27 protein-coding genes and 1 riboswitch are annotated in these 25,283 nt (G+C 61.1%); of the genes, 10 read left to right on the top strand and 17 right to left on the bottom strand.

The features are described 5' to 3' along the window. Positions 1 to 18: 18 nt before the first annotated feature. Genes cobA through cbiE form a run of 5 tightly spaced genes read right to left on the bottom strand, consistent with a single transcriptional unit; the run spans position 19 to position 4,399 of the window. Positions 19 to 738: a uroporphyrinogen-III C-methyltransferase gene (gene cobA / locus ABJO75_RS19125; RefSeq protein WP_348124329.1), complete on the bottom strand. Its 720-nt coding sequence runs from the start codon at positions 736 to 738 to the stop codon at positions 19 to 21. Continuing rightward, the gene (locus ABJO75_RS19120) at positions 735 to 2,051 is read right to left on the bottom strand and encodes a cobyrinate a,c-diamide synthase (protein WP_348124327.1); all 1,317 of its coding nucleotides are present in this window, start codon (positions 2,049 to 2,051) and stop codon (positions 735 to 737) included. The genes cobA and ABJO75_RS19120 overlap by 4 nt, the downstream gene beginning before the upstream one ends. Further along, the gene (gene cobM / locus ABJO75_RS19115; RefSeq protein WP_348124325.1) at positions 2,044 to 2,838 is read right to left on the bottom strand and encodes a precorrin-4 C(11)-methyltransferase; all 795 of its coding nucleotides are present in this window, start codon (positions 2,836 to 2,838) and stop codon (positions 2,044 to 2,046) included. The genes ABJO75_RS19120 and cobM overlap by 8 nt, the downstream gene beginning before the upstream one ends. Beyond that, a complete protein-coding gene (locus ABJO75_RS19110) occupies positions 2,835 to 3,203 on the bottom strand; it encodes a cobalamin biosynthesis protein (RefSeq protein WP_348124323.1) in 369 nt (122 codons plus the stop codon). Before ABJO75_RS19110 ends, cobM begins: the two co-directional genes overlap by 4 nt. Continuing rightward, positions 3,200 to 4,399: a precorrin-6y C5,15-methyltransferase (decarboxylating) subunit CbiE gene (cbiE, locus tag ABJO75_RS19105; RefSeq protein WP_348124321.1), complete on the bottom strand. Its 1,200-nt coding sequence runs from the start codon at positions 4,397 to 4,399 to the stop codon at positions 3,200 to 3,202. The genes ABJO75_RS19110 and cbiE overlap by 4 nt, the downstream gene beginning before the upstream one ends. Here cbiE and ABJO75_RS19100 point away from each other — a divergent pair. Continuing rightward, positions 4,398 to 5,150 carry a cobalt-precorrin-6A reductase gene (locus tag ABJO75_RS19100; RefSeq protein WP_348124319.1) on the top strand — a complete coding sequence of 251 codons (753 nt, stop codon included), beginning with the start codon at positions 4,398 to 4,400 and terminating at the stop codon, positions 5,148 to 5,150. The two genes, cbiE and ABJO75_RS19100, sit on opposite strands and share 2 nt — an antisense overlap. Here ABJO75_RS19100 and cobJ read toward each other — a convergent pair. The 7 genes from cobJ to ABJO75_RS19065 are packed head-to-tail and all read right to left on the bottom strand — an operon-like array spanning position 5,123 to position 13,105. Beyond that, a complete protein-coding gene (cobJ, locus tag ABJO75_RS19095) occupies positions 5,123 to 5,875 on the bottom strand; it encodes a precorrin-3B C(17)-methyltransferase (protein ID WP_348124317.1) in 753 nt (250 codons plus the stop codon). The genes ABJO75_RS19100 and cobJ overlap by 28 nt on opposite strands. After that, a complete protein-coding gene (locus tag ABJO75_RS19090; RefSeq protein ID WP_348124315.1) occupies positions 5,872 to 6,600 on the bottom strand; it encodes a precorrin-2 C(20)-methyltransferase in 729 nt (242 codons plus the stop codon). The genes cobJ and ABJO75_RS19090 overlap by 4 nt, the downstream gene beginning before the upstream one ends. Continuing rightward, complete coding sequence (locus ABJO75_RS19085; RefSeq protein WP_348124313.1) at positions 6,597 to 7,226, bottom strand: precorrin-8X methylmutase; 630 nt, start codon at positions 7,224 to 7,226, stop codon at positions 6,597 to 6,599. Before ABJO75_RS19085 ends, ABJO75_RS19090 begins: the two co-directional genes overlap by 4 nt. Then, entirely contained in the window at positions 7,226 to 8,353 is a 1,128-nt protein-coding gene (gene cobG, locus ABJO75_RS19080) for a precorrin-3B synthase (protein WP_348124311.1), read from the bottom strand. Before cobG ends, ABJO75_RS19085 begins: the two co-directional genes overlap by 1 nt. Beyond that, positions 8,350 to 11,646, bottom strand: a complete 3,297-nt coding sequence (gene cobN, locus ABJO75_RS19075; RefSeq protein WP_348124309.1) for a cobaltochelatase subunit CobN — start codon at positions 11,644 to 11,646, stop codon at positions 8,350 to 8,352. The genes cobG and cobN overlap by 4 nt, the downstream gene beginning before the upstream one ends. Before the next feature lie 14 nt (positions 11,647 to 11,660). After that, the gene (cobW, locus tag ABJO75_RS19070) at positions 11,661 to 12,716 is read right to left on the bottom strand and encodes a cobalamin biosynthesis protein CobW (protein WP_348124307.1); all 1,056 of its coding nucleotides are present in this window, start codon (positions 12,714 to 12,716) and stop codon (positions 11,661 to 11,663) included. After that, positions 12,716 to 13,105 carry a DUF1636 domain-containing protein gene (locus ABJO75_RS19065; protein WP_348124305.1) on the bottom strand — a complete coding sequence of 130 codons (390 nt, stop codon included), beginning with the start codon at positions 13,103 to 13,105 and terminating at the stop codon, positions 12,716 to 12,718. The genes cobW and ABJO75_RS19065 overlap by 1 nt, the downstream gene beginning before the upstream one ends. A gap of 80 nt (positions 13,106 to 13,185) precedes the next feature. Then, positions 13,186 to 13,379: riboswitch (cobalamin riboswitch) on the bottom strand. A gap of 243 nt (positions 13,380 to 13,622) precedes the next feature. Between ABJO75_RS19065 and ABJO75_RS19060 the strand changes: the two genes are divergently transcribed. After that, positions 13,623 to 13,874 (top strand): DUF6552 family protein, encoded by a 252-nt coding sequence (locus ABJO75_RS19060; RefSeq protein WP_348124303.1) that lies wholly within the window; start codon positions 13,623 to 13,625, stop codon positions 13,872 to 13,874. 69 nt (positions 13,875 to 13,943) lie between these two features. Here the strand turns inward: ABJO75_RS19060 and ABJO75_RS19055 are convergent, their stop codons facing one another. Then, the gene (locus tag ABJO75_RS19055; RefSeq protein ID WP_348124301.1) at positions 13,944 to 14,864 is read right to left on the bottom strand and encodes a manganese-dependent inorganic pyrophosphatase; all 921 of its coding nucleotides are present in this window, start codon (positions 14,862 to 14,864) and stop codon (positions 13,944 to 13,946) included. Positions 14,865 to 15,038: 174 nt separating this feature from the next. On the opposite strand from ABJO75_RS19055, the gene ABJO75_RS19050 reads away from it, so the two are divergent. The 8 genes from ABJO75_RS19050 (at position 15,039) to ABJO75_RS19015 (ending at position 22,400) form a co-directional block, all read left to right on the top strand. Beyond that, positions 15,039 to 15,665: a sulfotransferase family 2 domain-containing protein gene (locus ABJO75_RS19050; RefSeq protein ID WP_348124299.1), complete on the top strand. Its 627-nt coding sequence runs from the start codon at positions 15,039 to 15,041 to the stop codon at positions 15,663 to 15,665. A gap of 4 nt (positions 15,666 to 15,669) precedes the next feature. After that, the gene (locus ABJO75_RS19045; protein WP_348124440.1) at positions 15,670 to 16,332 is read left to right on the top strand and encodes a DUF2161 family putative PD-(D/E)XK-type phosphodiesterase; all 663 of its coding nucleotides are present in this window, start codon (positions 15,670 to 15,672) and stop codon (positions 16,330 to 16,332) included. Positions 16,333 to 16,608: 276 nt separating this feature from the next. Then, positions 16,609 to 16,920 (top strand): co-chaperone GroES, encoded by a 312-nt coding sequence (locus ABJO75_RS19040; RefSeq protein WP_348124297.1) that lies wholly within the window; start codon positions 16,609 to 16,611, stop codon positions 16,918 to 16,920. Positions 16,921 to 16,969: 49 nt separating this feature from the next. After that, complete coding sequence (gene groL, locus ABJO75_RS19035) at positions 16,970 to 18,613, top strand: chaperonin GroEL (protein ID WP_348124295.1); 1,644 nt, start codon at positions 16,970 to 16,972, stop codon at positions 18,611 to 18,613. Positions 18,614 to 18,741: 128 nt separating this feature from the next. Next, entirely contained in the window at positions 18,742 to 19,551 is an 810-nt protein-coding gene (locus ABJO75_RS19030) for an isocitrate lyase/phosphoenolpyruvate mutase family protein (RefSeq protein WP_348124293.1), read from the top strand. 59 nt (positions 19,552 to 19,610) lie between these two features. Continuing rightward, positions 19,611 to 20,477: a DMT family transporter gene (locus ABJO75_RS19025; protein WP_348124291.1), complete on the top strand. Its 867-nt coding sequence runs from the start codon at positions 19,611 to 19,613 to the stop codon at positions 20,475 to 20,477. 1 nt (position 20,478) lies between these two features. Further along, complete coding sequence (locus ABJO75_RS19020; RefSeq protein WP_348124438.1) at positions 20,479 to 21,255, top strand: alpha/beta fold hydrolase; 777 nt, start codon at positions 20,479 to 20,481, stop codon at positions 21,253 to 21,255. Continuing rightward, entirely contained in the window at positions 21,252 to 22,400 is a 1,149-nt protein-coding gene (locus tag ABJO75_RS19015; RefSeq protein WP_348124289.1) for an alpha-D-ribose 1-methylphosphonate 5-triphosphate diphosphatase, read from the top strand. Before ABJO75_RS19020 ends, ABJO75_RS19015 begins: the two co-directional genes overlap by 4 nt. 248 nt (positions 22,401 to 22,648) lie before the next feature. On the opposite strand, the gene ABJO75_RS19010 is transcribed toward ABJO75_RS19015, so the two are convergent. The 4 genes from ABJO75_RS19010 to ABJO75_RS18995 form a co-directional block, all read right to left on the bottom strand. Continuing rightward, positions 22,649 to 23,725 carry a 5-(carboxyamino)imidazole ribonucleotide synthase gene (locus tag ABJO75_RS19010; protein WP_348124287.1) on the bottom strand — a complete coding sequence of 359 codons (1,077 nt, stop codon included), beginning with the start codon at positions 23,723 to 23,725 and terminating at the stop codon, positions 22,649 to 22,651. After that, positions 23,709 to 24,470 (bottom strand): NAD(P)-binding domain-containing protein, encoded by a 762-nt coding sequence (locus ABJO75_RS19005; RefSeq protein ID WP_348124284.1) that lies wholly within the window; start codon positions 24,468 to 24,470, stop codon positions 23,709 to 23,711. The genes ABJO75_RS19010 and ABJO75_RS19005 overlap by 17 nt, the downstream gene beginning before the upstream one ends. Next, complete coding sequence (gene purE, locus ABJO75_RS19000; protein ID WP_348124282.1) at positions 24,470 to 24,955, bottom strand: 5-(carboxyamino)imidazole ribonucleotide mutase; 486 nt, start codon at positions 24,953 to 24,955, stop codon at positions 24,470 to 24,472. The genes ABJO75_RS19005 and purE overlap by 1 nt, the downstream gene beginning before the upstream one ends. Before the next feature lie 77 nt (positions 24,956 to 25,032). Continuing rightward, complete coding sequence (locus tag ABJO75_RS18995) at positions 25,033 to 25,257, bottom strand: YdcH family protein (RefSeq protein WP_348124280.1); 225 nt, start codon at positions 25,255 to 25,257, stop codon at positions 25,033 to 25,035. Positions 25,258 to 25,283: the final 26 nt, after the last annotated feature.

Here is a 25,283-nt window from a genome sequence, read left to right as displayed (position 1 = left end):
CAAGTCCAAAACCGGCATTCAGGTCTCTGCCAGCGGCCCATAGAGGATCAGCGCCGGTGCTGTGCCGCTTTCTTTCGCGAGTCGGGTCGCCAGTGTGCTGATGGTGCCGCGATGCAGGCATTGCTCCGGGGTTCCAACCGCTTCGGCCAGCAGAGCCGGGGTATCAGAGGGCAAACCATAGTCCGTCAACATCCGCGCCAACTTTGGGAACGTACGTTTGCCCATGAAGACAACCGTTGTCGCCTGATCATCGGCCAATGCGGCCATGTTCAGGTCTTCAGGCAATTGCCCCGCGACATCATGGCCAGTGACGAATTGCACCCGCCGCGCGGTCAGGCGCCGTGTCAGCGGTATGCCCGCCGCCGCCGCCGCCGCGCAGGCCGATGGAATGCCCGGGATGATTTCATAGGGAATACCCGCCTGCCGCAGCGCCACGAGCTCTTCTTCCAGCCGGCCAAACATGCCGCCATCACCGGATTTCAGACGCACCACCCGCGCACCGTCTGCGGCATAATCCACCAGTAAGCGGCTAACGTGGTCCTGTTTTGGCGAAGGCCGGCCCGCACGTTTTCCGACGCCGACCAGATCTGCTCCGGGTCCTGCATGAGACAGGATTGGCCCGGACGACAGGTCATCAAACAGGATGGCATCGGCGTGTTTCATCCGGTCAACAGCCTTGAGTGTCATCAATTCAGGATCGCCCGGCCCGGACCCGACGAACGACACAAACCCTCTCATGTCGTCGCCTTTGCAATCAGATGAAAGAAGGTGCCCGTGACGTTGCCACGGGTTGAACCGGTTTCGGCAACGGTTGCACCCTCGGCGTCCTGCACATCGGCGAGCGGCGTATCAGGTTGTTCCAGAATTGTGGAATAGTGAAATTCGTGCCCGCGCAAGACGGTTCCGGCGGCAAATCCCGGCATTCCTGCGGTCAGCGTTGCCTTGCGATAGCCAAGATGGAATTTCCGTTTCTCATAAGATGTAACCAATCCCAGTAGTCCCGCCATCCGGTGCCGGTTTCCATCCTTGTCGATCAGAGCCTCGCCCAAGGTCATGTAGCCACCGCATTCCCCATGAACGGCGCGCGTTTCTGCATGGCTTCGCAATCCTTGCAAAAACTGGCTCGCCGTCGCGATCCGTCCGGCATGCAATTCCGGATAGCCACCGGGCAGCCAGACGAGATCGGCGTCCTTTGCGGGTGGTTCATCGCCGAGAGGTGAGAACGGTATGATCTCTGCCCCAGCTGCGCGCCAGCCTTCCAGCAAATGCGGATAGGTAAAGGAAAACGCGGCATCCTGAGCCAAGGCGATCCGTTGCGCCGGGGGGTGCGGCAGCGCGGTCGACGAGGGCCCATTCGGGCGCGAGGAGGCCGCCGCTTGGATTGCTGCAAGATCGACGTGTTCTCGCAAAAATGCGGCATAGCCGGCAATCGCGTTCTCCAGGTCCGGATGCTCCACCGCTTGGATAAGTCCCAGATGCCGTTCCGGAAGGGTCAGATCGCCCCGACGTGGCAAGACGCCCAGCACGGGTAGCCCGGCTCGGTCCATTCCCAACCGGGTCAGCCGCTCGTGCCGTGGACTGGCGACGCGGTTCAGAATAACCCCTGCAAAGGGCAAATCGGGATTGTAGCTGCGAAACCCAAGTGCTGTTGCTGCAGCCGATTGCGCCTGTCCGCCGACATCAAGCACAAGAACGACCGGCCAGCCCATGCGCAGGGCTGTTTCGGCGCTCGACCCATGCCCGATCTCGCCCGGCTTTGCGACTCCGTCAAACAGGCCCATTGACCCCTCTGCGATTACGATATCCGCGCCATGCGCCTGTGCCGCCACCGCATCCAGCAGCGGTGCATTCATCGCCCAACTGTCCATGTTGAACGAGGCCCGACCGGCTGCGGCACGATGAAACGCGGGATCGATGTAATCCGGCCCGCTCTTGAACGGCTGCACCGCCAGACCGTCCTCGGCGAGCGCGCGCAGCAATCCCAACATGACGGTGGTCTTGCCGGTGCCCGAGGAAGGCGCGGAAATCAACAGGCCGGGTGGGTTAGTCATCGCCATGGCTCCAGCTTGACCACGGGCTGTCCGCAGTTTGCGGACGATAGCGGCGGTCATAATCCTTTGAATAGAGGCAGCTTTCGGTAAACCCCTCACCTGCCAGCGCCGGCCCGACAAGGATCAGCGCTGTGCGCGAGATACCGTTATCCATTGCCTCTTTCAACGTGCCCAACGTCGCGCGGATGATCCGCTCGTCCGGCCAGCTGGCGCGATAGACAACCGCCACCGGACAGTCAGCGCCGTATCCGGGTATCAGATCCGCGATCACGTGGTCCAGATTGCCGATCGACAAGTGGATCGCAAGCGTTGCGCCGGTTGCCGCAAAATTGGTCAGCGTTTCACCCGGAGGCATGGACGAAGCCCGTCCTGGTGTGCGGGTCAAAACCACGGATTGTGCGAGGCCGGGCAGGGTCAGTTCGGTCCCCAGCGTTGCGGCGGCGGCGGCAAAGGACGGCACGCCGGGTGTTACGCTCACGGCAATCCGCTCTGCGCGCAGGCGGCGCATTTGCTCGCCCATGGCGGACCAGACCGACAAATCGCCAGAATGCAGTCTGGCAACATCCTGCCCGGCATCTTCTGCGGTGCGGCATTCGGCGATGATCGCGTCCAGATCCATCGACGCGGTATTGATTATGTGCGCGTCGGGCGGGCAGTGCTCCAAAATTCCCTCGGGCACCAACGACCCAGCATAAAGGCAAACCGGGCAGGCGGCGATGATATCGCGCCCGCGCAAGGTCAGCAGGTCGGCGGCACCCGGTCCGGCGCCGATGAAATGTACGGTCATGTCTCTTTCCCGATTGCGATGGCGCAGGTGGCGAGGCGGTCCTGCGAAATCTGACGATGCGCCAACAGTCGCGCGCCCGGCCCGGCGGCGGCAAGCGCAACAGCTTCGGCAACGCTGCCGGTTCCCCGGTGTGCGATGCTCTGTGCGGATTGTGTGACGGTGGATATGGCTTGTAGTTCGCTTGCCGTGACCGGGTGCAAGGGCAGATTTCTGTCTGCTGCCCACCCTGAAATGCAGGCGGCTCCGGCCTTGTCCGCCGGGGCCGCGACCGCGTCAATGGCACGATCCGGCGTCGCGCGTTCCAGTGCAGATTGCAGGCTGGCGCTCGTAGCCTCTGCGCGAAATCCGAAACCTGCGACAATCATAACGTGACGCTCCATTGCACCACGGGATAGGCCGCTTTCCAGCCGCGCTTACTCCCCAACGATCCGGCTTGCGCCAGTTCGACCCGCAAGAGGTTGCCGCCATATTGAGCTTGGGCCTGCGCCAGCAGTGATTCGCTTTCCAGCGTCACGGCATTGGCCACTAACCGGGTCCCGTCGCGCAGGTTTGTGTGCAACCATGTCAGCATATCTGCCGACAGCCCGCCGCCGACAAAGACAGCATCCGGCGGTTGCAAATTGTCCAGTGCGTCGGGCGCAAATCCTTGCACAATGTCCAACCGGTCAACACCCAGTTGATCCGCGTTGCGGCGAATGCGCTTGGCCCGATCGGGACGAGGTTCGATGGTGGTGGCGCCCAGGCTCGGATGGCTCAGCAGCCATTCGATGCCCACCGACCCGCTGCCTCCGCCGATGTCCCACAGATGATCGCCCGGGCGCGGTGCGAGCGCCGCAAGTGTCATCGCGCGCACCGGACCTCTGGTGATCTGGCCATCGTTCTCGAACACCATATCAGGTCGACCCGGCGTCAGAGGCAAGGCAAGGCCATCGCCCGCGACCTCAAGCCCGACACAGACCGGATGCGAGATGTCGTCAAGCGCCAGTGATGCGGCAACACAAATGCGGAGCCGTTCCCGTGGGCCACCAAGTGCCTCGCAAACATGAAGTGTACTCTCGCCGAATCCCGTCTCGACCAAAGACTCTGCTAGCGATGCGACCGCTGCGCCATCGCGCACCAATACGATCACCCGTTGCCCCGCTGCCAAGTAGGGGCGCAGGCGTGTCAGCGGAGCAGCGTGCAGGCCGAGTGTCACGGTGGTTTCCAGCGGCCAGCCCAATCGCGCGGCGGCAAGGGAAAATACCGACACGCCGGGCAGGGCGCACCAGTCTTTGCGTTCCAGATGGCGTGCGATGACGGATCCGGCCCCGAACCAGAACGGATCGCCCGAGGCGAGCATGACGACTTGCCGCCCTCGCAACTCCAGCAATCGTGCAACCCCGTCCGCAAAAGGCACAGGCCATTCGATGCGTTCGGCCCGAAGCTCTGGCAGCAGGGCGAGGTGGCGGGGTGGCCCCATCACGATTTCCGCTTGGTCCAACGTTTCGCGGCTTGCAGGCGACAGGCCCGCCGGTCCATCTTCGCCCAATCCAACGATGGTCAACCACGGAGCGTCAGCCATGACACCGCATCTCCTGATCTTGGGCGGCACGACCGAGGCCAGCGTGTTGGCGCGTGCTGTGGCAGATGCTAGGATTCGCGCAGTATTCTCCTATGCGGGTCGGGTGGATAAGCCGCGAGCGCAGCCGATTCCGGTGCGCGTAGGTGGTTTTGGCGGTGCTGACGGGCTGTCGCATTTCCTGCGGGCCGAGGCCATTACCCATGTCGTTGACGCAACGCATCCCTTTGCCGCGCAGATGAGTGCCAATGCCGTCGTTGCCTGCGCCGCGACCGATGTTCCGCTGATCGCGCTGACTCGTGCACCGTGGCAGGCCGGACCGAAGGATAGTTGGGCTGTGGTGCCCGACATTGCCGCTGCTGTCGCTTCTCTCGCCGGGCCGCACCGCCGGGTCTTTCTGGCGGTCGGACGTATGCACCTTGCGATGTTCGCAGCTCAGCCGCAGCATCGGTATCTGCTTCGGCTGGTTGATCAGCCGGACGGGCTTCCTTTTCCGGACTGTCAGGTTGTGGTCGATCGCGGCCCGTTTACGGCAGAGGCCGACAAAGACCTGATGAAAAACCACGACATTGATCTGGTGGTGTCCAAAAACGCTGGCGGAACCGGCGCACGATCCAAGATCGACGCGGCGCGGGAGTTGGGCCTGCCGGTCCTGATGATCGACCGGCCTGCGATCCCGCCGCGAGCCGAGGTGCAGACCCCTGCGCAGGTTATGAGCTGGCTGGATCATTTTGGCGTGGACCTTGGCGTGTAGATCATTGAGTTCCGGCTGTTCTCAATCAGCCGAGTACGGGATGAGCCGACGATGACCACCGTGCGCATATCGGCCATATCAGGCGTTGCCTTGCCAAGCGTTGTGACATTGAGTTTTTCCTCGGGCGTCGATACGGCCCTTGCGAACAGGATCAGCCGGTCGTCGCCACAAGTGCTTCGCAGCAGGTCCAGCGTCTTTTCAAACCCTTCGGGGCGGGATTTTGAGCGTGGATTATAGAATGCCATCGCGAAATCTCCCTCGGCTGCGAGACGCAAACGCTTCTCAATCAGGCTCCATGGCTTCAGATTGTCGCTCAGGTTGATGGCGCAGAAATCATGACCAAGCGGCGCACCGGCGCGTGCGGCGGCGGCCAGCATGGCGGTTATGCCCGGCAGTACTGTGATATCAAGGGCGCGCCATGCCGTTGGGCCAGCCTCGACGGCCTCAAACACCGCTGCTGCCATCGCAAATACACCGGGATCGCCGGAGGAGACCACAACGACCCGGCGCCCTTGGGATGACAGCTCCAGCGCATGGCGGGACCTGTCCAGTTCCCCCCGATTGTCGCTGGCGTGCAGGGTCAGCCCGTCACGCGGTGCGACACGGGCGACATAGGGGATATAACCGATGACATCGGTTGCCTGCGCGAGCGCCTCGGTGACTTCGGGGGTCACCAATGCATCATTGCCGGGCCCAAGTCCCGCGATGCGGACCCAGCCGGTCACGGCCTGCGCCCTTGTCCGTGTACGAGGATGATCGAGAAATAGGGAGCGATCACGTCCGTGACCTTGCTTAGCGGTGTCACGGTCTGGTTTGGCATGGCGGCGTGTTCGACCAGCCAGGCCCGATCCGCAAGACCGCTGCGGGCCAGGGCGCGGCACACCTTATCAAAATTGCGCCCGATCTTCATCACCACCAAAGCATCGGTATCGCCCATGTGGCGTACAAGCGCATCCTCGGAAAGTGTCCCCATCAAGACGGTCAATACGTCATCGCCCCAGGTGATCGGGGTTCCGGTGGCCGTCCAGGCGCCGGACATGCCGGTGACTGCGGGTACGACGTTGATCGGCACTTTGCCATGCAGGCGGCTGTAGACATGCATGAACGAGCCATAAAAGAACGGATCGCCTTCGCACAGCACCACGACATCCTCACCCTTGGCGGCCAGCGATTTGAGGTGATCGGTACAGTTTGCGTAAAATTCCGACAGCACCTGATTGTACCGCGGATCGCTCAGCGGGATTTCGGTGGTAACGGGGTACTCCATCGGGAATTCGATCGCGTCGGTTGGAATTGCAGCATCCGCAATTGCGCGGGCTTGCCCGACATGTCCGGCCTTGCGGAAATAAGCCACGTGCCGGGCGTTGCGCAGCAGACGATCAGCCCGCACGCTCATCAGATCGGGGTCACCGGGGCCAAGGCCCACGCCATAGATCGTGCCCGAACTCATTCCGCGCGGCTCGCGGTGGCATTCACTGCGGCGACGGTGATCGCCGAGCCGCCAAGGCGGCCTTTTACGATACAGCATGGCACCGGTCGCGCCTCCCACAAGGCGTCCTTGCTTTCGACGGCACCGACGAAACCGACAGGACAGCCGATGATTGCGGCGGGACGTGGACAGTTGGGGTCTTCGAGCATGTTCAGCAGATGAAAAAGCGCGGTCGGCGCATTGCCAATGGCGACGACGGCGCCCTCCAGACGGGGTCGCCACAATTCCAGCGCCGCAGCAGAGCGGGTGTTGCCCATGCCCGCTGCCAATGCACGGACGCGTGGATCATGCAGCGTGCAGACCACCTCGTTATCGGCAGGCAGGCGGGCGCGGGTGATGCCTTCGCTGACCATCCGAGCGTCACAGAGGATTGGCGCGCCGCCATCCAAAGCGGCACGGGCAGATGATACGAAATCCGGAGAAAACTGTATGAATTCCTCCAGCCCGACCATCCCTGCGGCATGGATCATTCGCACCGCAACCTGCTCTTCATCAGCGGCAAAGCGGTCCAGATTTGCTTCTGCACGGATGGTTGCAAAGGACTGCGCGTAGATCGCGGCGCCATCGGTTTCATAATGATAGGGCATCAGGTCAGGTCTCCCAGACGTAGCAGGTCATTTGCGGTCAGCGCCCGCATGGTTGGCTCATCTCCTGCGCAGCCTTGTTTGACAAGGTCAAATCGCCCGTCGCGGCCGACGAGGGTAACATCGGCCGGTATGCTGCGCGCGCAGCCTTTGGCGCAGCCTGACACGTGCAGGCTGCCCGCGACTCGCGGGGCGAGTTCACGGGCAATCGTGCGGGTTTCTGCCTGAGCCTGCGGGCAGTAGGGTGCACCGGGGCAGGCATCAGTCGCGAGTATCGGGTCGCCGGTGCTGGTGATGAACGCGGCGGATTCAGTTGTGGTGACATTTTCAAGAAGGAACATCCGCCAAGGCGTGACACGCAGCGCGGGCGCATTGGTTTGTTGCATCAGAGATGCCAGAGCATCCGCCTCCAATTGCCCAAACGGCGCGCCAAAGATCATTCCGGCGTCACACGGACCGGGTTGGCAGGGTGGCGCGGCAGGGCCGGGCTCTGCGCCAAGCCAAGCCTTGGGGAGATCGCACTCGGCAATCAGCCGTGCCATGCGGCGCGTCTGATCAGGGCGTATATCTGCGAACCAACAGGCAAGGGCGATCAGATGGTCGATTGCATCAGCCTCTGTCACCTGCCGTCCGGTTTCCGCACCGTCTGCGCGCAGGATCAGGCCCGTTGGACCGTTTTCCAGCCGGATATCCGCGGAACACCCGGCAAGCATACGGACCGGGCCGCTGTCGATTGCAAAGCCGAACTTTGCCGGAAGCTGGGGCAGGTCCACGAGGCGGTCGCTCAGTCTCTGCGCAAGTCGCACGGACAGGTCTTCCGGCGTATATAGCGGCGTCACAAGGATGTTACGTCGCATTTCGATTGCTGGATCCGCGTCAAGTAGGCCTTGCTTGGCGAGGTCATCGAGCAGGGCACCGTGATCGTTCTCGCGCACACCGCGCAGTTGCAGGTTGGCGCGGTTGGTAAGGTCAATGGTGCCGTTGCCATAGCGTGTAGCGGCAGCGCAAAGGCCCAGCATTTGTTTCGCAGTCAGTCTTGCGAGCCGAGGTCGCACCCGGACAACCAGCCCGTCGCCGGACATCATCGGGTGGTAGGCGCCGGGGCACCAGCCTTTGATATACGGTGTCATGCCCGATCCTCGATCGCAGCGCGGATCGAATTGCGCCGCGTGTTCCAGAGCCCGGCGTCATGCAGGGCGCGAAATTTGTCCTGCATGGCGCGATGCGCCTCGGGATTGGCCTCGGCAAGAAAGGCATCGACGGCTTCGTCGCCAAGTGTTGCATCGTGGTAGAGGTCAAAAAGATGCGGCGCGACGGCGTCAGCGAGATGCGCAAACGCGGCCATGTGATCCAGTGTAGCTGCGATTTCCGCAGCGCCGCGAAACCCATGGCGCTGCATTCCCGCGATCCAGCCGGGATTGGCGGCGCGGGCGTGCACGACGCGCGAGACCTCCTCGGGCAGGGTGCGGGCGCGAGGCGAATCCGGGTTGGTGTTGTCCAGATGATAGAGCGCTGCGTTTCCACCGGTCTGGGCTTTGGCGGCGGCGAACCCGGCCTCGTGTGTGGCATAGTCCGCGGCAAGCAGAATATCTGTTTCCGTCAGATCCTGAAGGTGAACAAAGGCATCGGCCTTGGCCACCCGGTCACGGATGCCGTCGCGGTCCTGCGCAATTTCAGAGCCTTCCAATGCAAAGGCGCTGGCCTCTAGCCACGCCTGTCCGGCAGCGGCTCGGGCGGCCTCGGTAAAGGTGTCGGGCAGATCGCCCATGCTCAGTCCGTAATTGCCCGGTGCCGGGCCAAAAACGCGCGCAGCTGGTGCGTGGCCTGCATAGGGGTTCCAGTCCGGCGCCTCATCCCGCGCCGACAGGGCGCGCACCGCTTGGCCAAACAACGCCGACAGTGTCGGGAACACATCGCGGAACAGGCCCGAGACACGCAGGGTGACGTCCAGTCTGGGACGGTCAAGATCAGTGATGGGCAGCACTTCAATCCCCGATACCCGTTCGCTGCCAACGTCCCAAACCGGTTTGACGCCCAATAGGTGCAGCGCCATGGCAAATTCCTCGCCTGCCGTTCTCATCGTGGCTGATCCCCAAAGATCGACAATCAGCCCTTTGGGATAGTCACCTTCGTCCTGTAGATGGCGACGCACCAACTCCTCGGCCAGTTTGACGCCTTGCGCATAGGCGCTGCGGGTGGGAACAGATCGCGGATCGGTGGTGTAGAGATTGCGCCCAGTGGGCAGCACATCGCTGCGCCCCCGATAGGGCGAGCCGCTGGGGCCCGGCGCGATCAGGCGACCTGACAGCGCATCCAGCAGCCCATCGCGCTCGGATCGAGCCGAGGCATCGGTGGCAAAGCCGCCTTGCGCAACAGGCGCACGCCCATAGGTATGCAGCCCGTCTCCAAACTGGCTTTCCTTGATATCACAGACAAAGCGGTCGATGCGGGTGATCGCCTCGGCGGTGCTGCTGGCGCGATCCAGTCCCAATTCGCCTTCGACCCCGATGGCTTGGGCCTCCGTGCGGATATCGGCCTGCAGCCGGTCCCGGCGTCTTGGATCAAGCCCGTCGGCATTCGAGAATTCGTCCAGCAGGGTTTCCAACCGGACCATCCGATCTGGCGTGCCGCTCTGTTTCATCGGTGGCGGGATGTGGCCCAATGTGACGGCGCCGATCCGGCGTTTGGCTTGTGCCGCTTCACCGGGGTCGTTGACGATGAAGGGATAGATCACCGGCAGATCGCCAACCAACGCCCCGGGCCAACAGGCACCAGACAGGGCAACCGCTTTGCCGGGCAGCCATTCCAGCGTTCCGTGCGCCCCCACATGGATCAGCGCATCGGCCACGATCTGGTGGCGCAGCCAGAGATAGAAGGCGACATAGCCGTGACGCGGAGTGCGGGAGAGGTCGTGATAGTCATCGTCACGGGTCTCGGGGCGCCCGCGCTCGGGTTGCAGGGCAATAACCGCGTTACCGCGTTTCACTGCCGTGAAATGGAATGCTTCGTCGGAGCAAATCGGATCATCTTCCGGTTCTCCCCATGTGGTTTGCAGATCTTGCTGGAGGCGTGGAGGGAGTTTCGCGAGCGCCGCGCGGTAATCGGTGAGTGACCAGCGTATCCGGGACGCCGCAAGCTCTGCCGGATTGAGCGTCGATTCGGTGGCGTATCCTTGTGAGTGCAGATCAGCGAGGATCGCCTCGGTCGATGCAATCGCATCAAGCCCGACCGCGTGCGCCATTTGCCAACCCTTGCCGGGGTATGTCGAAAGGACCAGCGCCGGAACCTTGTCGGCATTGGGCTTTTGCGCCAGCCTGAGCCAGCCCGCCACCCGGTCGGCAATGGCATCAATGCGGTCTGGTTGGGGCTGATGAACAAGCCTTGCGAATTGCAGGTCCGGATCACGTTGGCCGGGTTCCTTGAAACTGGCGACACCGGCAAGGATGCGGCCATCGACCTCTGGCAGGACGACATGCATTGCCAGATCGGCGGGCGACAATCCGCGCTCTGCCTCGGCCCATGCCTTTTGCGTCGACGTGGCCAAAGCCACCTGAAACACAGGTACATCGGCCGAGTCGAGTGGCGAGGGACCTCCATCGGTCCGACCGGAAAAGGCCGTGGCATTGACGATGGCGGCGGGCACGAGGGCCTGAACCTGCCGTGCCAGCCAACCCGCCGCTTCGGGAGCCTTGAGAGACGGCGCAAAAAGGGCGGCCACGTCATACCCGCGGGTGCGGAAGGCAGTGAACAGCGCCTCGATGGGCGCGAGGTCGGCGGCGGTTAGATAGGCGCGGTAAAACGTGATGAGAATACGGGGGGTGCCGCTGGCTGGGGCAAAGGCCGTCGCCGGACAGGTCACACCGTGTTCCGGCGTCCACGCGCCAACCTGTGGCAGGCTCTTGGAGCCACGCACTGGCCCTGCGTAAAGCCCGGCAGCCAACGCCAGTTGAGCCAGTGCTGCCTGTGCAGCCACGGTCCCGCCGGTATTGCAAAGGTGTTGCAGCCGCCCAAGGGTCGAGCGCGGCAAGGTCGAATAGTCATCAAGCCGGGAGTCGGACCGCCCGTCGGCGGGCAGGACCGCGACCGCCAACCCCTTGCGCGCGGCTAGGGATTGGACCTGTTGCAGGCCATAGGACCAATAGGGAACACCGCCGATCAGCCGGATCAGGACGCCTTTGGCCCCTTCAAGTGTCTGGTCAACATAGGTGTCGACCGACAGCGGATGTTTCAGCGCGGCGAGATTGGCCAGCCGCAGGGATGGCATGCGCCCCTCGGGACCACCGCCACGATGCCAGCCTGCCGCGAACGCGCCCAGATCGCTGTCGGAAAAGGACAGAACCACCAGATCAGCAGGGCTCTGCCCCAGATCCGTCGGGGTGTCCGTTTCTTCAAGGCCATGGCTTTCGCGAAAGACGACATGCATCGTGGCAGGCTTTTCTACTCGGCCACCGCAGGCATGCGGGTGAGGACGTCACGAATTGCAGCGGCATCGATATCGTCATGCTCGGCAATCACCACCAAGCGACTCAGACGGGGCTCATCAGCTTTCCAGGCGCGGTCGTACTGGTGCCGAACCCGTGCGCCAACCGCCTGAACCAACAGACGCATGGGCTTTCCGCTCACGGCGACATACCCTTTGACCCGCAGGATGTTTCGTTCATTTGCCAGACGTTCGATCCGGGCGACCAGATCGGCGGGATCGGATTGTTCGGGCAATTCGATGACAACGCTCTCAAAGTCGTCGTGTTCGTGATCGTCGGCGCCATCATGATGGCTGGGGCGGGCCTCCATATCGTCTTCGGCGGCGGCCTCAAGCCCAAGGATCACGCGCACATCGACGGCCCCTTCGGCAACCTCGACCACGGGCAGCGGTCGGGGGGCTTCGGCTGCAATGATCTCACGCGCCTTTGCGACGCCCTCCGGACCCGCAAGATCGGGCTTGGTCAACAGGATGATATCGGCGCAGCTGATCTGATCCTCAAACACCTCGGACAGCGGGGTTTCGTGATCGATAGAGTCATCGGCAAGGCGCTGGGCGTCGACGCGCGCCACATCTGGTGCGAAACGGCCTGCGGCCACGGCTTCGGCATCGGCAAGCGCGATAACACCGTCCACAGTAATGCGGCTGCGGATATCTGGCCAGTCAAACGCCTTGAGCAGCGGTTTGGGCAAGGCAAGACCAGAGGTTTCGATCAGGATGTGATCCGGGCGCGGGTCAAGCGCCATCAATGCCTCGATCGTCGGGATGAAATCATCGGCCACGGTGCAGCATATGCAGCCGTTGGACAGCTCCATGATGTTCTCGGCAGGGCAATCCGGAATCGCACATGATTTCAGGATATCGCCATCGACGCCTACATCGCCGAATTCATTGACCACCACGGCGAGGCGCTTGCCCTGAGGGTTCTGCATGAGGTGGCGGATGAGGGTGGTTTTGCCGGAGCCGAGAAAGCCGGTGATCACGGTGACGGGCAGCTTGGACAGGTTGGACATCAGGTCTCTCCAATCGGGGGGATGCGGGCGATACAATTCTTGCGGAAATGAACCGGGCGTTCACGCCAAGGTATCAGACCATCCGGTGTGGCATGATAGCGAGAGGCGACGTCCAGGATCATGTCCGCGTCACTGATTTCATCGAAATTGCCGTAGACATAGGTCCAGCGACCGGCACCGCCGCGCAGCACGATGGAACAGCCGCTGTCGCAGTTGGACAGGCATTCGACCGGGCGCAGCGTCACGCCCGACGGTACGTCGCCCGCAGCCAGCGCGTCATATAACTTGGCACCCGGGCGCGGGCCCTCAGTGTCGGTGGGCATTCCCTTGCGGCAGGTCGTGCAGACCAGCAATTCGACCGGGGTCGCCTGATCCTGTGTCTGAGTCATCCGGTCACTTCCCTGTTTCAAAAGCGGGGGAATAGCGGGCAAAGCCTGGGCCGGGCCCGTCACCGAGGCACCCCGCCCGGTTAACGTCACGTTTTGCTGGCAGGTCTCCCGGCTTGCGGATGTCAGAAAGCATCGGCCTTCTGGTGGACATCCCGCCTTCCCGACCCGGTGGTCAGTGGCTTGGGTGCCCTCTCCGTTCACGGTCGCGGGGGCGGCTGCGTCGTGCATTCCCTTTTCATCTGCTTTCGCAGAAACCAACACATCGCGGAATGGCCAAGGGGCGGCGTGTTGTCAAGAGTTTGGAGTGTTCAGGAGAAATTGATAGCCGCCTGCCGGCGTGTTGGGCATTTGCGTATTGGCAATAGAATTTCTATCTTCACAGGGTCATGGTTCTGGCGCGCATGTCTTTAATTCGGTCCGTATATGAAGTTCAAACGGCGATTGGAGAGTGTGATGCCTGTAGAAAAGATATCGGTATATGCGACGGATGGCTCGTATGCTACCAGAGGGTCGAGCCATGCAGGCTAATCTGGCAATCGCGAGTCCTTCAAGGGACAACATCATATTTGCTGTCAAATGGGCTGCTTCGATCATTCAAATCATGGGGTACACGGCGACCGGATTTGGCTGGACCCCGTGGAATCTCTACCTATTTCTAATCGGAGTTGTTGGCTGGTTTGCCGTTGGTGTGCTGTGGAAAGACAAGGCGCTGATGCTCGTTCATCTCGTCGCCCTTGGCGCGATGCTTGCCGGTATGACCAGCGGTTAGCGTGTCAACGGGCTGCAGGCCCAATCAGGGTGGACCCCGGCAAACCTGCCGGGGTCCCTGTGTCGGCGATCAAACTTTGAGGTTAGGAATGATCTGTTTCTTGCGGCTGACGATGCCGGGGAGGACAACGCTGTCACCAGTTGCGGTGGCATCAAAGCTATTGGCGGCGACGGTCTTGACCAGATCGTTGGGAACCAGAAGCGTGGCCTCTTCGTTCAGGATGTCCACGACAAACAACAGAACCTGATCCACGCCGTCCTCGGACGCCACGGTGGTCATGGTGTCGATCAGGCTGGCCTTACGGTCCAGAACCGTTGACGGCGATGTCGTTTCCAGAACCGAAACGCGGAATTTGGTGCCGTCGACTTCGTATTCCTTGCTGTCCATGCGCAACAGTTCGGCATCGCTGAACGAGGACACATCGGACTTGGCGGCGAACATCTCGGCGGCATAATCGGGGATCGAGATGCCCAGATCGGCGGCCAGCTTCTCGGCAACGGCCTTGTCATGCGGCGTGGTGGTCGGGCTGCGGAATTCCAGCGTGTCGGACAGAATGCAGGTCAGCGCGGTCGCCTTGGCCCACTCCGGCATCTTGGCGGTATCGTCGCCCATCAGGTCGTGCATAATTGTAGCAGTGCAGGCCAGCGGACGGATGGTGATGTCGATCGGCCCCTTGGTTTCCAGGCCGCCGACCAGCTTGTGATGGTCGATGATCGCCTGCACATCGGCGTTGTTGATGTTGGCGGGCAGTTCGGCGGGGTTGTTGGTGTCGACGATCACAACTGGGGCATCATCCGCAACGTCATCGATGATGGCAGGTTTGGGCAGGTCCCAGCGTTTCAGCAGAAAGGCCGCCTCGGTGTTGGGTTCGCCCAGCAAAACGGCTTCGGCGGGGGTGCCTTTGATTTCGGACAGATACCACGCCCAAAGGATGGGAGAGCCTGTCGAATCGGTGTCGGGGGATTTGTGTCCAAGAACCTGAATGGTCATCTGATGCATCCTGTGCAGGGGTGTAATTTGCGCGCGTTATAGGAACGTCACCCGGGGTTGTCACCCGTTGTCGCGCAGGCTGCGACCCTTGGTCAGAGTGCCGGGGTGCCGAGCCTCGCGTTGACTTTTGCGCAAGTGGTTGTGAGGGTGCGCTTGGATCGGCCGGACCTGTTGATGATTTCCCACGCACACAAGACCGTTTTTGTACACATCCCCAAGACGGGTGGGCAAAGTGTCGAGACCGTGTTTCTGGACGATCTGGGGTTGGCGTGGCGTGACCGCGCGGCGCTGATGCTGCGTCAGAACGACAACCGCAATGCCGGGCCGCAAAAGCTGGCGCATCTTTATGCAGACGAATATGTCGCGCGGGGCCATATGGTCGCCAAAGATTTTGACCGCTACCTAAAATTTTCTATCGTGCGGCACCCGTATGACAGGGCGCTGTCGGAATTTCGGTATCGGGCAAGGGCGGCGGCCAAGCGGGGTCAGAAGTTGGACTTGGATGATTTTCTGATTTCCGGAGCCTCTGATGATTATCTCGACAGCGCACGGCATCTGGTTCCTCAGGTGCGCTATGTGAGGGACTTGCAGGGGCGGTGTCTGGTCGATCACGTGCTGCGATTCGAGCGTCTTGCCCAAGATATCGGGCCTGTGTTTCGCGAGATCTTTGGTGGGGATCGCCGCTTGCCCCATAAAAACCGGTCGCGGACAGGGCTGGATGCGTGTTTGTCGGCGGCGCAGGCCGACCTGCTGTATGACCGGTATCGCGCGGATTTTGAGGCGTTTGGCTATGAGCGGTGAAGAGATCACGCAAGAACAGCATCTCTATCCGCCAATCAAGGCCCTGCTTGAGCGACAGGGATATGAGGTCAAAGGCGAAGTTGGCGCGGCGGATGTTGTGGCCCGGCGCGGCAATGAACAACCCGTGATCGTTGAACTGAAGCTGCGCTTTTCGCTTTCGCTGTTTCATCAGGCGGTCGAACGGTCACGGATCACCGATCTGGTCTATGTCGCCGTGCTCAGACCGGTCGGGCGCAATGCGCGACGGGCCATGAAGGATAATTTGGCACTGTGCCGCCGGCTGGGGCTCGGTCTGATGACGGTTCGGTCGGACGGACGGGTGGAGGTTCACTGCGATCCCGGCCCCATTGCGCCGCGCAAATCAAAGAAGAAGGCGCAGAAGCTGTTGCGGGATTTTGATCGGCTGCGTGGGGATCCGAATGCAGGGGGCGCGACCCGGCATGGCATCGTGACAGGGTATCGTCAGGATGCGCTGCGCTGTGCGGCCTATCTGGCCGATAACGGACCGAGCAAAGGGGCCGATGTGGCGCGGGCGGCCAAGGTTCCCGCAGCGACGCGGCTAATGGCGGACAATCACTATGGCTGGTTCGAGCGGGAAGATCGCGGCATCTATGCGTTGACGGCCACTGGAACCGACGGGCTGAAGCACTGGGCCGAGAGTTGGTAACCAAAGACTGGCCCTTGCGCCGCGCGACATCAACCATACCTATCGAACGCAGGTCATGCAGTATGCGTGAAGGCCCTGCTGCGGTGGCACGTGAGGCGCACGCCGACAGCGCAAAAACCCCTGCCGTTTGATCGATTGATTTTTGTAAAACGACCTGTTGACAGGCTTCGCATCGGCCCCTACGTATGTCTCGTTATCACTCCTGCGGGGTGAGTGATAATACCCCGAGTGGGGAGCGGAGGACCCCGAAACTTTGAGCGTTAAGGAGCTGCAAAGATGGCATTCAAACCACTTCATGACCGGGTGCTGGTGCGCCGTGTCGAAAGCGATGAAAAAACTTCTGGTGGGCTGATCATTCCCGACAGCGCCAAAGAGAAGCCCGCTGAGGGCCTCGTTGTGTCCGTTGGCGAAGGCGCCCGCAAGGACAGCGGCGAGCTGATCGAGATGGCTGTCTCGGCTGGCGACAAGATCCTGTTCGGCAAATGGTCCGGCACCGAAGTCACCGTCGACGGTGAAGAGCTGCTGATCATGAAAGAAAGCGACATTCTGGGCATCCTCGAAGAGAGCGCAGCCGCCAAAGCGGCCTGAACACCACGCTTCGTCTGATCCCAATCCAGTAAACTAGGAGACAATCAACATGTCTGCAAAAGACGTCAAGTTCGAGACCGACGCCCGCAACCGTATGCTCAAGGGTGTCAACATCCTGGCCGACGCGGTCAAGGTTACTCTGGGCCCCAAAGGCCGTAACGTGGTCATCGACAAATCCTTTGGCGCACCGCGCATCACCAAAGACGGTGTGACAGTTGCCAAGGAAATCGAACTGGAAGACAAGTTCGAGAACATGGGCGCGCAAATGGTGAAAGAAGTCGCCAGCCGCACCAATGACGAAGCCGGCGACGGCACCACCACCGCGACGGTTCTGGCTCAGGCCATCGTCAAAGAAGGTCTGAAATCGGTTGCCGCCGGCATGAACCCGATGGACCTGAAGCGCGGCATCGATCTGGCAACTGCCAACGTCGTTGAAGCGATCAAAGCCGCAGCACGTGACGTCAGCGACAGCGCCGAAGTTGCGCAGGTTGGCACCATCTCTGCCAACGGCGAATCCGAAATCGGTCAGCAAATCGCAGACGCGATGCAGAAAGTCGGCAACGAGGGTGTTATCACCGTCGAAGAAAACAAAGGTCTGGAAACAGAGACCGATGTTGTCGAAGGCATGCAGTTCGACCGCGGCTACCTGAGCCCCTACTTCGTAACCAATGCAGACAAGATGACCGCAGAACTCGAAGACTGCATGATCCTGCTGCACGAAAAGAAACTCTCCTCGCTGCAGCCAATGGTTCCGCTGCTCGAGTCGGTGATCCAGTCGCAAAAGCCGCTGCTGATCATTGCCGAGGACGTTGAAGGCGAAGCGCTGGCGACTCTGGTTGTCAACAAACTGCGCGGCGGCCTGAAAATTGCTGCTGTCAAGGCACCTGGCTTTGGCGATCGTCGCAAGGCAATGCTGCAGGACCTCGCAATTCTGACCGGTGGTCAGGTGATCAGCGAAGACCTGGGCATGAAACTCGAGAATGTCACAATCGACATGCTGGGTTCCGCCAAGAAGGTTTCGATCACAAAAGACGAAACCACTGTTGTTGATGGTGCAGGCGAGAAGGCCGAGATCGAAGCACGCGTTGCTCAGATCCGTAACCAGATCGAAGAAACCACCAGCGACTACGACCGTGAAAAGCTGCAGGAACGTGTTGCCAAGCTGGCAGGCGGCGTTGCGGTTATCCGCGTCGGCGGCATGACCGAAGTCGAAGTGAAGGAGCGCAAGGATCGTGTTGACGATGCTCTGAACGCGACCCGTGCTGCGGTTCAGGAAGGTGTCGTCGTTGGCGGCGGTGTTGCCCTGATCCAAGCCGGCAAAAAGCTGGAAGGCCTCGAAGGCGCCAACGCTGATCAGAGCATCGGTATCCGCATCGTACGCAAGGCGCTCGAAGCGCCGCTGCGTCAGATCGCAGAGAACGCTGGTGTGGACGGCTCGGTTGTTGCCGGCAAAATCCGCGAAAGCGACGACCTGTCCTTTGGCTTTAACGCGCAGACCGAAGAATATGGCGACATGTTCAAGTTCGGCGTCATTGACCCGGCCAAAGTTGTGCGTACAGCGCTTCAGGACGCAGCCTCGATCGCTGGCCTGCTGATCACCACCGAAGCCATGGTGGCAGACAAACCTTCGAAAGAAGGCGCACCTGCAGGTGGCGGCATGCCCGACATGGGCGGCATGGGCGGCATGATGTAAGTCAGCCCGTTCATTTGAACGACTGCGAAGGGGGGCCAAGTGGCCCCCCTTTTGCTGTTCTGGGGTTGGGTCTTGTCAATGCCCTGCCACCCGTTAGCCTGCACGCGGGTGATGGGAGAAATGGCGCAATGACCAAACAATCGAATTTCCGAGAGCTGCACGAGGCCGAGGGATGTTTCCTCCTTCCGAACCCGTGGGATGTTGGAACCGCGCGCATGCTCGCGTCACTCGGATTTTCAGCACTGGCCACGACCAGTGCCGGCATGGCGTTTTCGCTAGGACTTCGCGAAGGGCAAGCGTCGCGCGATCAGGTGCTCGCCCATTGCGCTGATATCGTCTCTGCCACCGCGCTACCGGTGTCGGCAGATCTTGAACACGGATTTGGTCACAGCCCGGAAAGTGCTGCGGAAACCATTGTTGTGGCGTCGGCGACCGGGTTGGCCGGTGGCTCGCTGGAGGATCATACCGGCGATCCCGCCAACCCGATTTACGAGTTCGAGCACGCGGTCGAGCGAATCGCCGCAGCGGCAGAGGCCCGAGAATCATTGCCCAAGGATTTTGTGCTGACCGCAAGGTGCGAGAATTTTCTCTGGGGGCGGTCCGATCTGGACGACACGATCCGCCGTCTGCAGGCGTTTGAAGCAGCCGGGGCGGACGTACTTTATGCACCGGGGCTGCGCGATCTTGCTACGATTGGCGAGGTCTGTGCCGCCGTCAACAAACCGCTCAACGTGGTAATGGGAATGCCCGGTGCGGTGTTTAGCGTGGCGGAACTGGCGCAGGTCGGGGTCAAACGTATCAGTGTCGGGTCGGCACTGGCCCGTCTGGCCTATGGTGCGTTTGTCAATGCCGCCCGCGACATGCAAGCAAATGGCCGGTTCGATTTTGCCGACACAGCAATGGGATTTGCCGAGCTTGAGGGCCTCTTGCCGGACTGAGCCGACGACCGGCGCAAATGTGAGTGTTTTTCCCCGCGACGAGCGGCTATGGGAGAGGAATGCGCCTGTTTCTTCTCACAACCCTGACCATGATCGCCTTTGCGGCGAATTCCATCCTCAACCGGCTGGCCGTTGACAGCGGCGCGATTGATCCTGCGAGCTTTGCAATCGTGCGGGTATTGTCGGGTGCAGTGGTGCTGGTTGCGTTGGTTCTCTTGCGCGGGCGCCGCGTCCCACTCCGCACGCCACGCCGCCTGATAGGGGCAGGGTCGCTTACGCTCTACATGATCGGGTTTTCATGGGGGTATCTGACGCTTGAGGCGGGTCTTGGTGCCCTGTTCCTATTCGGTGTCGTGCAACTGTCGATCTTTGCCATGGCGGCAATCGGTGGCACGCCGCCGCTACCACGCCAACTCGGAGGGGCCGCAGTCGCCTTTGCCGGGTTGACTTGGGTTTTGTGGCCGACGGGACCGGTGGTGGTCGACTACAAGGGATTGTTTTTGATGCTGCTGGCCGGGATCGGCTGGGCCGTTTACACGCTGGAAGGACGCAGAGAGACGGATGCACTTGCGGGTACGGCTGCGAACTTCTGCGTGGCGTTTCCGCTCGTGGCCGTCGCAGCACTGGCAATGCCTGTCGCCATGGTGATGACCGCGCAAGGGCTGTTTCTGGCCGTGATATCCGGCGCCGTGACGTCGGGCATGGGATATGCGCTTTGGTACAGACTCGTGCCGAAATACACGCCATCTCTGGTGGCGATCATACAGTTGGCGGTGCCAGTGATTGCATTGATTGCAGGGATCATCATGCTGGGTGAACAGGCGAGCTTGCGGTTGGTTTTGGGCGCGGCACTCGTGCTTGGTGGGATCGCATTTGCCGTCGGGAGGAAACGGGCAACGGGTGGCAAACGTGCGACTTCGGCGTGACATGCTCAGGCTGGGAGCCATTCTCGCTCTGGCATGGGTGACCCCGGTTAAGGCTGATTGCGTGGTGTTGCTGCACGGGCTGGCGCGAACCGAGGCCTCGTTTGCCTTGATGGAAGACGTGCTGGTCGGCCGAGGCTATGACGTCGTGCGGCCCGGATATCCGTCGACCGATCTGCCAATCTCCATGTTGTCCCAACAGACCGTTCCAGCGGCGGTGGAACAATGCGGTGCGCAGACGGTACATTTTATTTCGCATTCGATGGGGGGCATCCTGATCCGCTATGCTTTTCAACGCGGCAAGCCGGAAAATCTGGGCCGCGTGGTGATGTTGGGCCCGCCCAACCAAGGCAGCGAATTGGTCGATGCCTTGGGTGATCTCGAAGTGTTCGGTTTGCTCAACGGCCCTGCCGGGATGCAATTGGGCACCGGCCCTGACAGCTTGCCCCGACGATTGCCACCGGTGGACTTTCCGCTCGGCGTGATTGCAGGAATAAGCACTTTGAACCCGGTGTTTTCCTCGCTGATCGAGGGGCCAGACGATGGCAAGGTCTCGGTTCGCTCGACCATGGTGTCGGGTATGACGGACCATATGGAATTGCCGGTCACACATACATTCATGATGAACAATCCTCGCGTGATTGCAGAGGCGCTCCATTTCATTGAATACGGGAGTTTTGATCCTGATATCTCGTGGCTGGGCGCTGTCTTTGGTGCAATTGATGAACTGTGCCGCGGGCAGTTCTGCGACGGTGGTGAAACAAGTGAGGTGGTTCAATGACTGGGCTGGCATTGGATTTGAACGGCGCCGATGTCTTGTTTCCCGATGGTGTGCGCCAAGAACGGTTGTCGTTCGCTGATGGGGTGATCACCGCCGACGAAGCCGGACGACCGCTTGATCTGAGCGGCTATCTGGTACTGCCCGGTATCATTGATTTGCATGGCGATGGGTTCGAACGCCATCTTGCGCCACGTCGGGGCGCGATGAAGGAAATGGTCGAGGGGGTGGTATCTGCCGAGGCAGAACTGGCCGCCAATGGCATCACCACCGGGGTGATGGCACAGTTCTTCAGTTGGGAAGGTGGTCTGCGCGCCCCGGAATTTGCAGCCCAGGTATTTGCCGCGATACGGGACGTGCGGGATGAAGTCGTCACCGATCTGATCCCGCAGTTGCGGTTCGAGATCAACCTGCTGGATCACTATGCAGAGCTACCAGAAAAGCTGGCTGAGTGGGGTGTCGACTATGTGGTGTTCAACGACCACCTGCCGCATGAACGACTGGCACAGGGGAAAAAGCCGCCGCGCCTCACTGGACAGGCCCTGAAGGCTGGTCGCAACCCCGAACGCCACTGGGAGATGCTGCAGGACTTGCATGCCCGCAGCCCCGAGGTCCCGGCTGCATTGGACAAGCTGGTACCGGCTTTGACGGCGGTCGGTGCGCGTTTGGGCAGCCATGACGACCGCACTGCCGCTGATCGCGCGGCGTGGCGGGAGCGAGGGGTCAGGATTTCAGAGTTCCCAGAAACCTCCGAAGCCGCCGAAGCTGCCCGAAATGAGGGTGACGCTGTCATATTGGGCGCTCCGAACGTGGTGCGTGGCGGCTCGCACAAGGGCAATGCCAGCGCGGTGGAGTTGATCGCAATGGGTTTCGGGGACGCGCTTGCATCGGATTACCACTACCCCAGCCCACGGCGGGCGGCACTGATGCTGTACAAGAGCGGGATAGGTGATCTCGCCAGCGCGTGGCGGTTGTTGTCCGAGGGCCCCGCGCAAATTCTGGGCCTGGCTGATCGCGGTCGATTTGATCCAGGACTGCGCGCGGATATCGTAATACTGGATACCCGCAACCACCGCGTAGCAGCCACCCTATCAGGCGGGCGTGTAAGTTATATGAGCGGGGATATAGCGTCTCGGTTTATTTCGTAAGCGGCGCCTCTCCTCAGGCTCGACGAGCCCTCGTCACGGCGCGTGAAAGCCCTTTGGGCATTCACGGGAGAACTCAGAAGCCGCAGACTTTTGGTCAGCGTCTCAGACTGTGTTGCTTAGAGAGCCACCAGAAACCCTGAACTTTTTCTTGCTAAAATACCCCGAGGAGCGCGAGGGGCAGAGCCCCTCGCATAAGGCGACGTCGAAGGCGGCGCAAAACCTTCCGTCCGGCCGGCCGCGCATCGGCATTAACGTATGATGCGGTTGGCGTGACCCATTTTGCGACCGGGTTTGACGTCTGCTTTTCCGTAAATATGAAGCGCTGTCTCGGCGTGCCTGGCAAGCTCCGGCACCTTGTCCATGTCATCTCCGATGAGATTCTCCATCACGACATCTGCGTGGCGCTGGCCGTTGCCGAGTGGCCAGCCCACAACGGCGCGAATATGCTGCTCAAATTGATCTACAGCACATCCATTTTGGGTCCAGTGGCCGGAATTGTGAACGCGTGGCGCGATTTCGTTCACGATCAGCCCTTGGGGCGTGACGAACAGTTCGACGCCAAGAACACCGACGTAGTCAAGCGCGTTCAGGATGTTGGCGGCCAATAGTATCGCATCAGTGCGTTGTGCGGCGGACAGGCGGGCAGGGACAGTCGTGGTGTGCAGGATGCCATTACGATGGACGTTTTCGCCGGGGTCAAAACAGGCGACTTCGCCATCGATCCCCCGCGCCGCAATGACCGAGATTTCATGACTGAACTCGATAAATGTTTCGAGCAGGGCGGGCGCACCGGCCATATCGGCGAGTGCGGTCTCTGCGTCAGCGGGTGTGCTCAGCCGGGATTGCCCTTTACCGTCGTATCCGAAGCGCCGGGTTTTCAGAATTGCGGGCGTGCCGATGTCGGCAATTGCAGCGGTCAGATCATCGGCGGTGGCGATATCGGCGAAAGGAGCGGTTTGCAGCCCCAAGCCCTGCAGGAATGTCTTCTCAGTCAGCCTGTCCTGACTAACCCGTAACGCTTCGCGGCCCGGTCGGATGGGGCGGTGCGTTTCGAGTATGTCGAGCGCCTCGGTCGGAATGTTCTCGAATTCGTAGGTGATGACGTCGACAGACTCGGCAAAGGCGGTAAGCGCTGCGTGATCTTCATAGGCGGCTGTCGTGACGCGATCCGCAACCTGGCCTGCGGGCGGGTTCGCCCCGGGCTCGTAGATGTGGGTCAGAAACCCAAGACGGCTGGCGGCCACTGACAGCATGCGGCCCAGTTGCCCGCCACCGAGGATGCCGATGGTTGCGCCGATGGGCAGGGGATCAGGTGTTTGTACCATTCAAGCGGTGTCCTATTTCGGAAAGCGTGGTCTGAAGTGCGTCATGCGCCCCGTGATTTCGCAGACTGTCGGTCATCTGGAGGCTGATCGTGCCATCGGTCGCAAGGGCATCGCGTTCGCTGACAAGCCGGTTTGCGCGGTCCTTGTCCATCGCAGATAGGAAGCCCGCAACCAGTTGCGTTGTGTAGAATTCAGCCATGTCTGCATTGTCTGTCTGAGCGGCGAGCCAGTCACTACCAGTCGCCATCAGGTCGAGCAGGCCCGGTACCATGGCGCAGATGGCAAAATGCGCATTGAACGCCGTTTCATCTGTGATCGCGACAACCGGGTTTTCAGGCGCAAAGAGCGTGGCGAGGATATCAGTGTCACCAAAGGCCGCCAGCGGGCAGCCGCCCTTTTCAAGGAACCCAAGCGGGATCGTCTGCACGATACGGGTGGCCGGGTCACAATAGGTTGCGAGCTGGGCGGCGGTTATGCCGGCCATCACCGAAATCACGCCCTGTAATTCTCGGAATTCCAGTGGCGAGAGCACCGCATGTGCATGCTGGGGGCGCAGACACAGAACTACGATCTCTGAACGAGCGATCACGCTTTGCGGATCACTTACAGCCACGCCATGCGATGCGACAAGCTCTGCCGAGATCGTCGCGCTCCGTTCAGTGACCGCGATGTCGTGACCCTTGTCCGCCAGAAAGCGCACCATCGGGGCCGCGATGTGACCAGTGCCGATGAACCCGACGCGCATTAATCGACCGGTTGCTCGGCGATCGAGGCAGACAGCGTTTCGCGCCACTGATCCAGCCGTTTTGCCAGCGCCGGATCCTGCAATGCGAGGATGCCGGCGGCCATCAGACCAGCATTGGCTGCACCCGCTGCACCAATCGCCATTGTAGCAACCGGAAAGCCGCGGGGCATCTGCACAATCGAATAGAGCGAATCGACACCCGAAAGCGCGCGGGTCTGGACCGGCACGCCAATCACCGGCACGCGGGTCTTGGATGACATCATGCCAGGAAGATGCGCTGCACCGCCTGCACCGGCAATGATCACCTGCAACCCACGCGCGACTGCGGTCTTGCCATAGTCCCACAGCCGGTCGGGGGTTCTGTGCGCGGAAACGATGCGGGCTTCGTGGGCGATGTTGAGTTCGTCCAGAATGTCAGCCGCCTCTTTCATGGTTGCCCAGTCGGATTGACTGCCCATGATGATGCCCACTTGGATGTCGGCCATTAGCTACCCCTGCCTAGCGAAAAGAGCGAGCACTATAGCCGGATCGCAGGGCGAGGCAATGCAATCGACGCTGCAATTCAGGCAATGATGTCCGGGGTCAGCCGGTCTTCGATCACCGCGATCATGTCCTTCAGGCGTAGTTTCTGCTTTTTCAGGCGCTTGAGCGTCAGCTGATCTGCGGTACCGCGTTCGGTCAGGGCGGTGATTGCCTCGTCAAGATCGCGATGTTCGCGGCGAAAAACCTCAAGTTCGACACGCAATACGTCGTCGGTCTTCATCGAGAGATCGGATTGAACGTTCATATATGCGATCCAGAATCAGGACAGGA

The sequence above is a fragment of the Sedimentitalea sp. genome (genome assembly GCF_039973035.1).
Lineage (GTDB): Bacteria > Pseudomonadota > Alphaproteobacteria > Rhodobacterales > Rhodobacteraceae > Sedimentitalea.
This window is presented reverse-complemented; position numbering and strand designations above follow the sequence as displayed.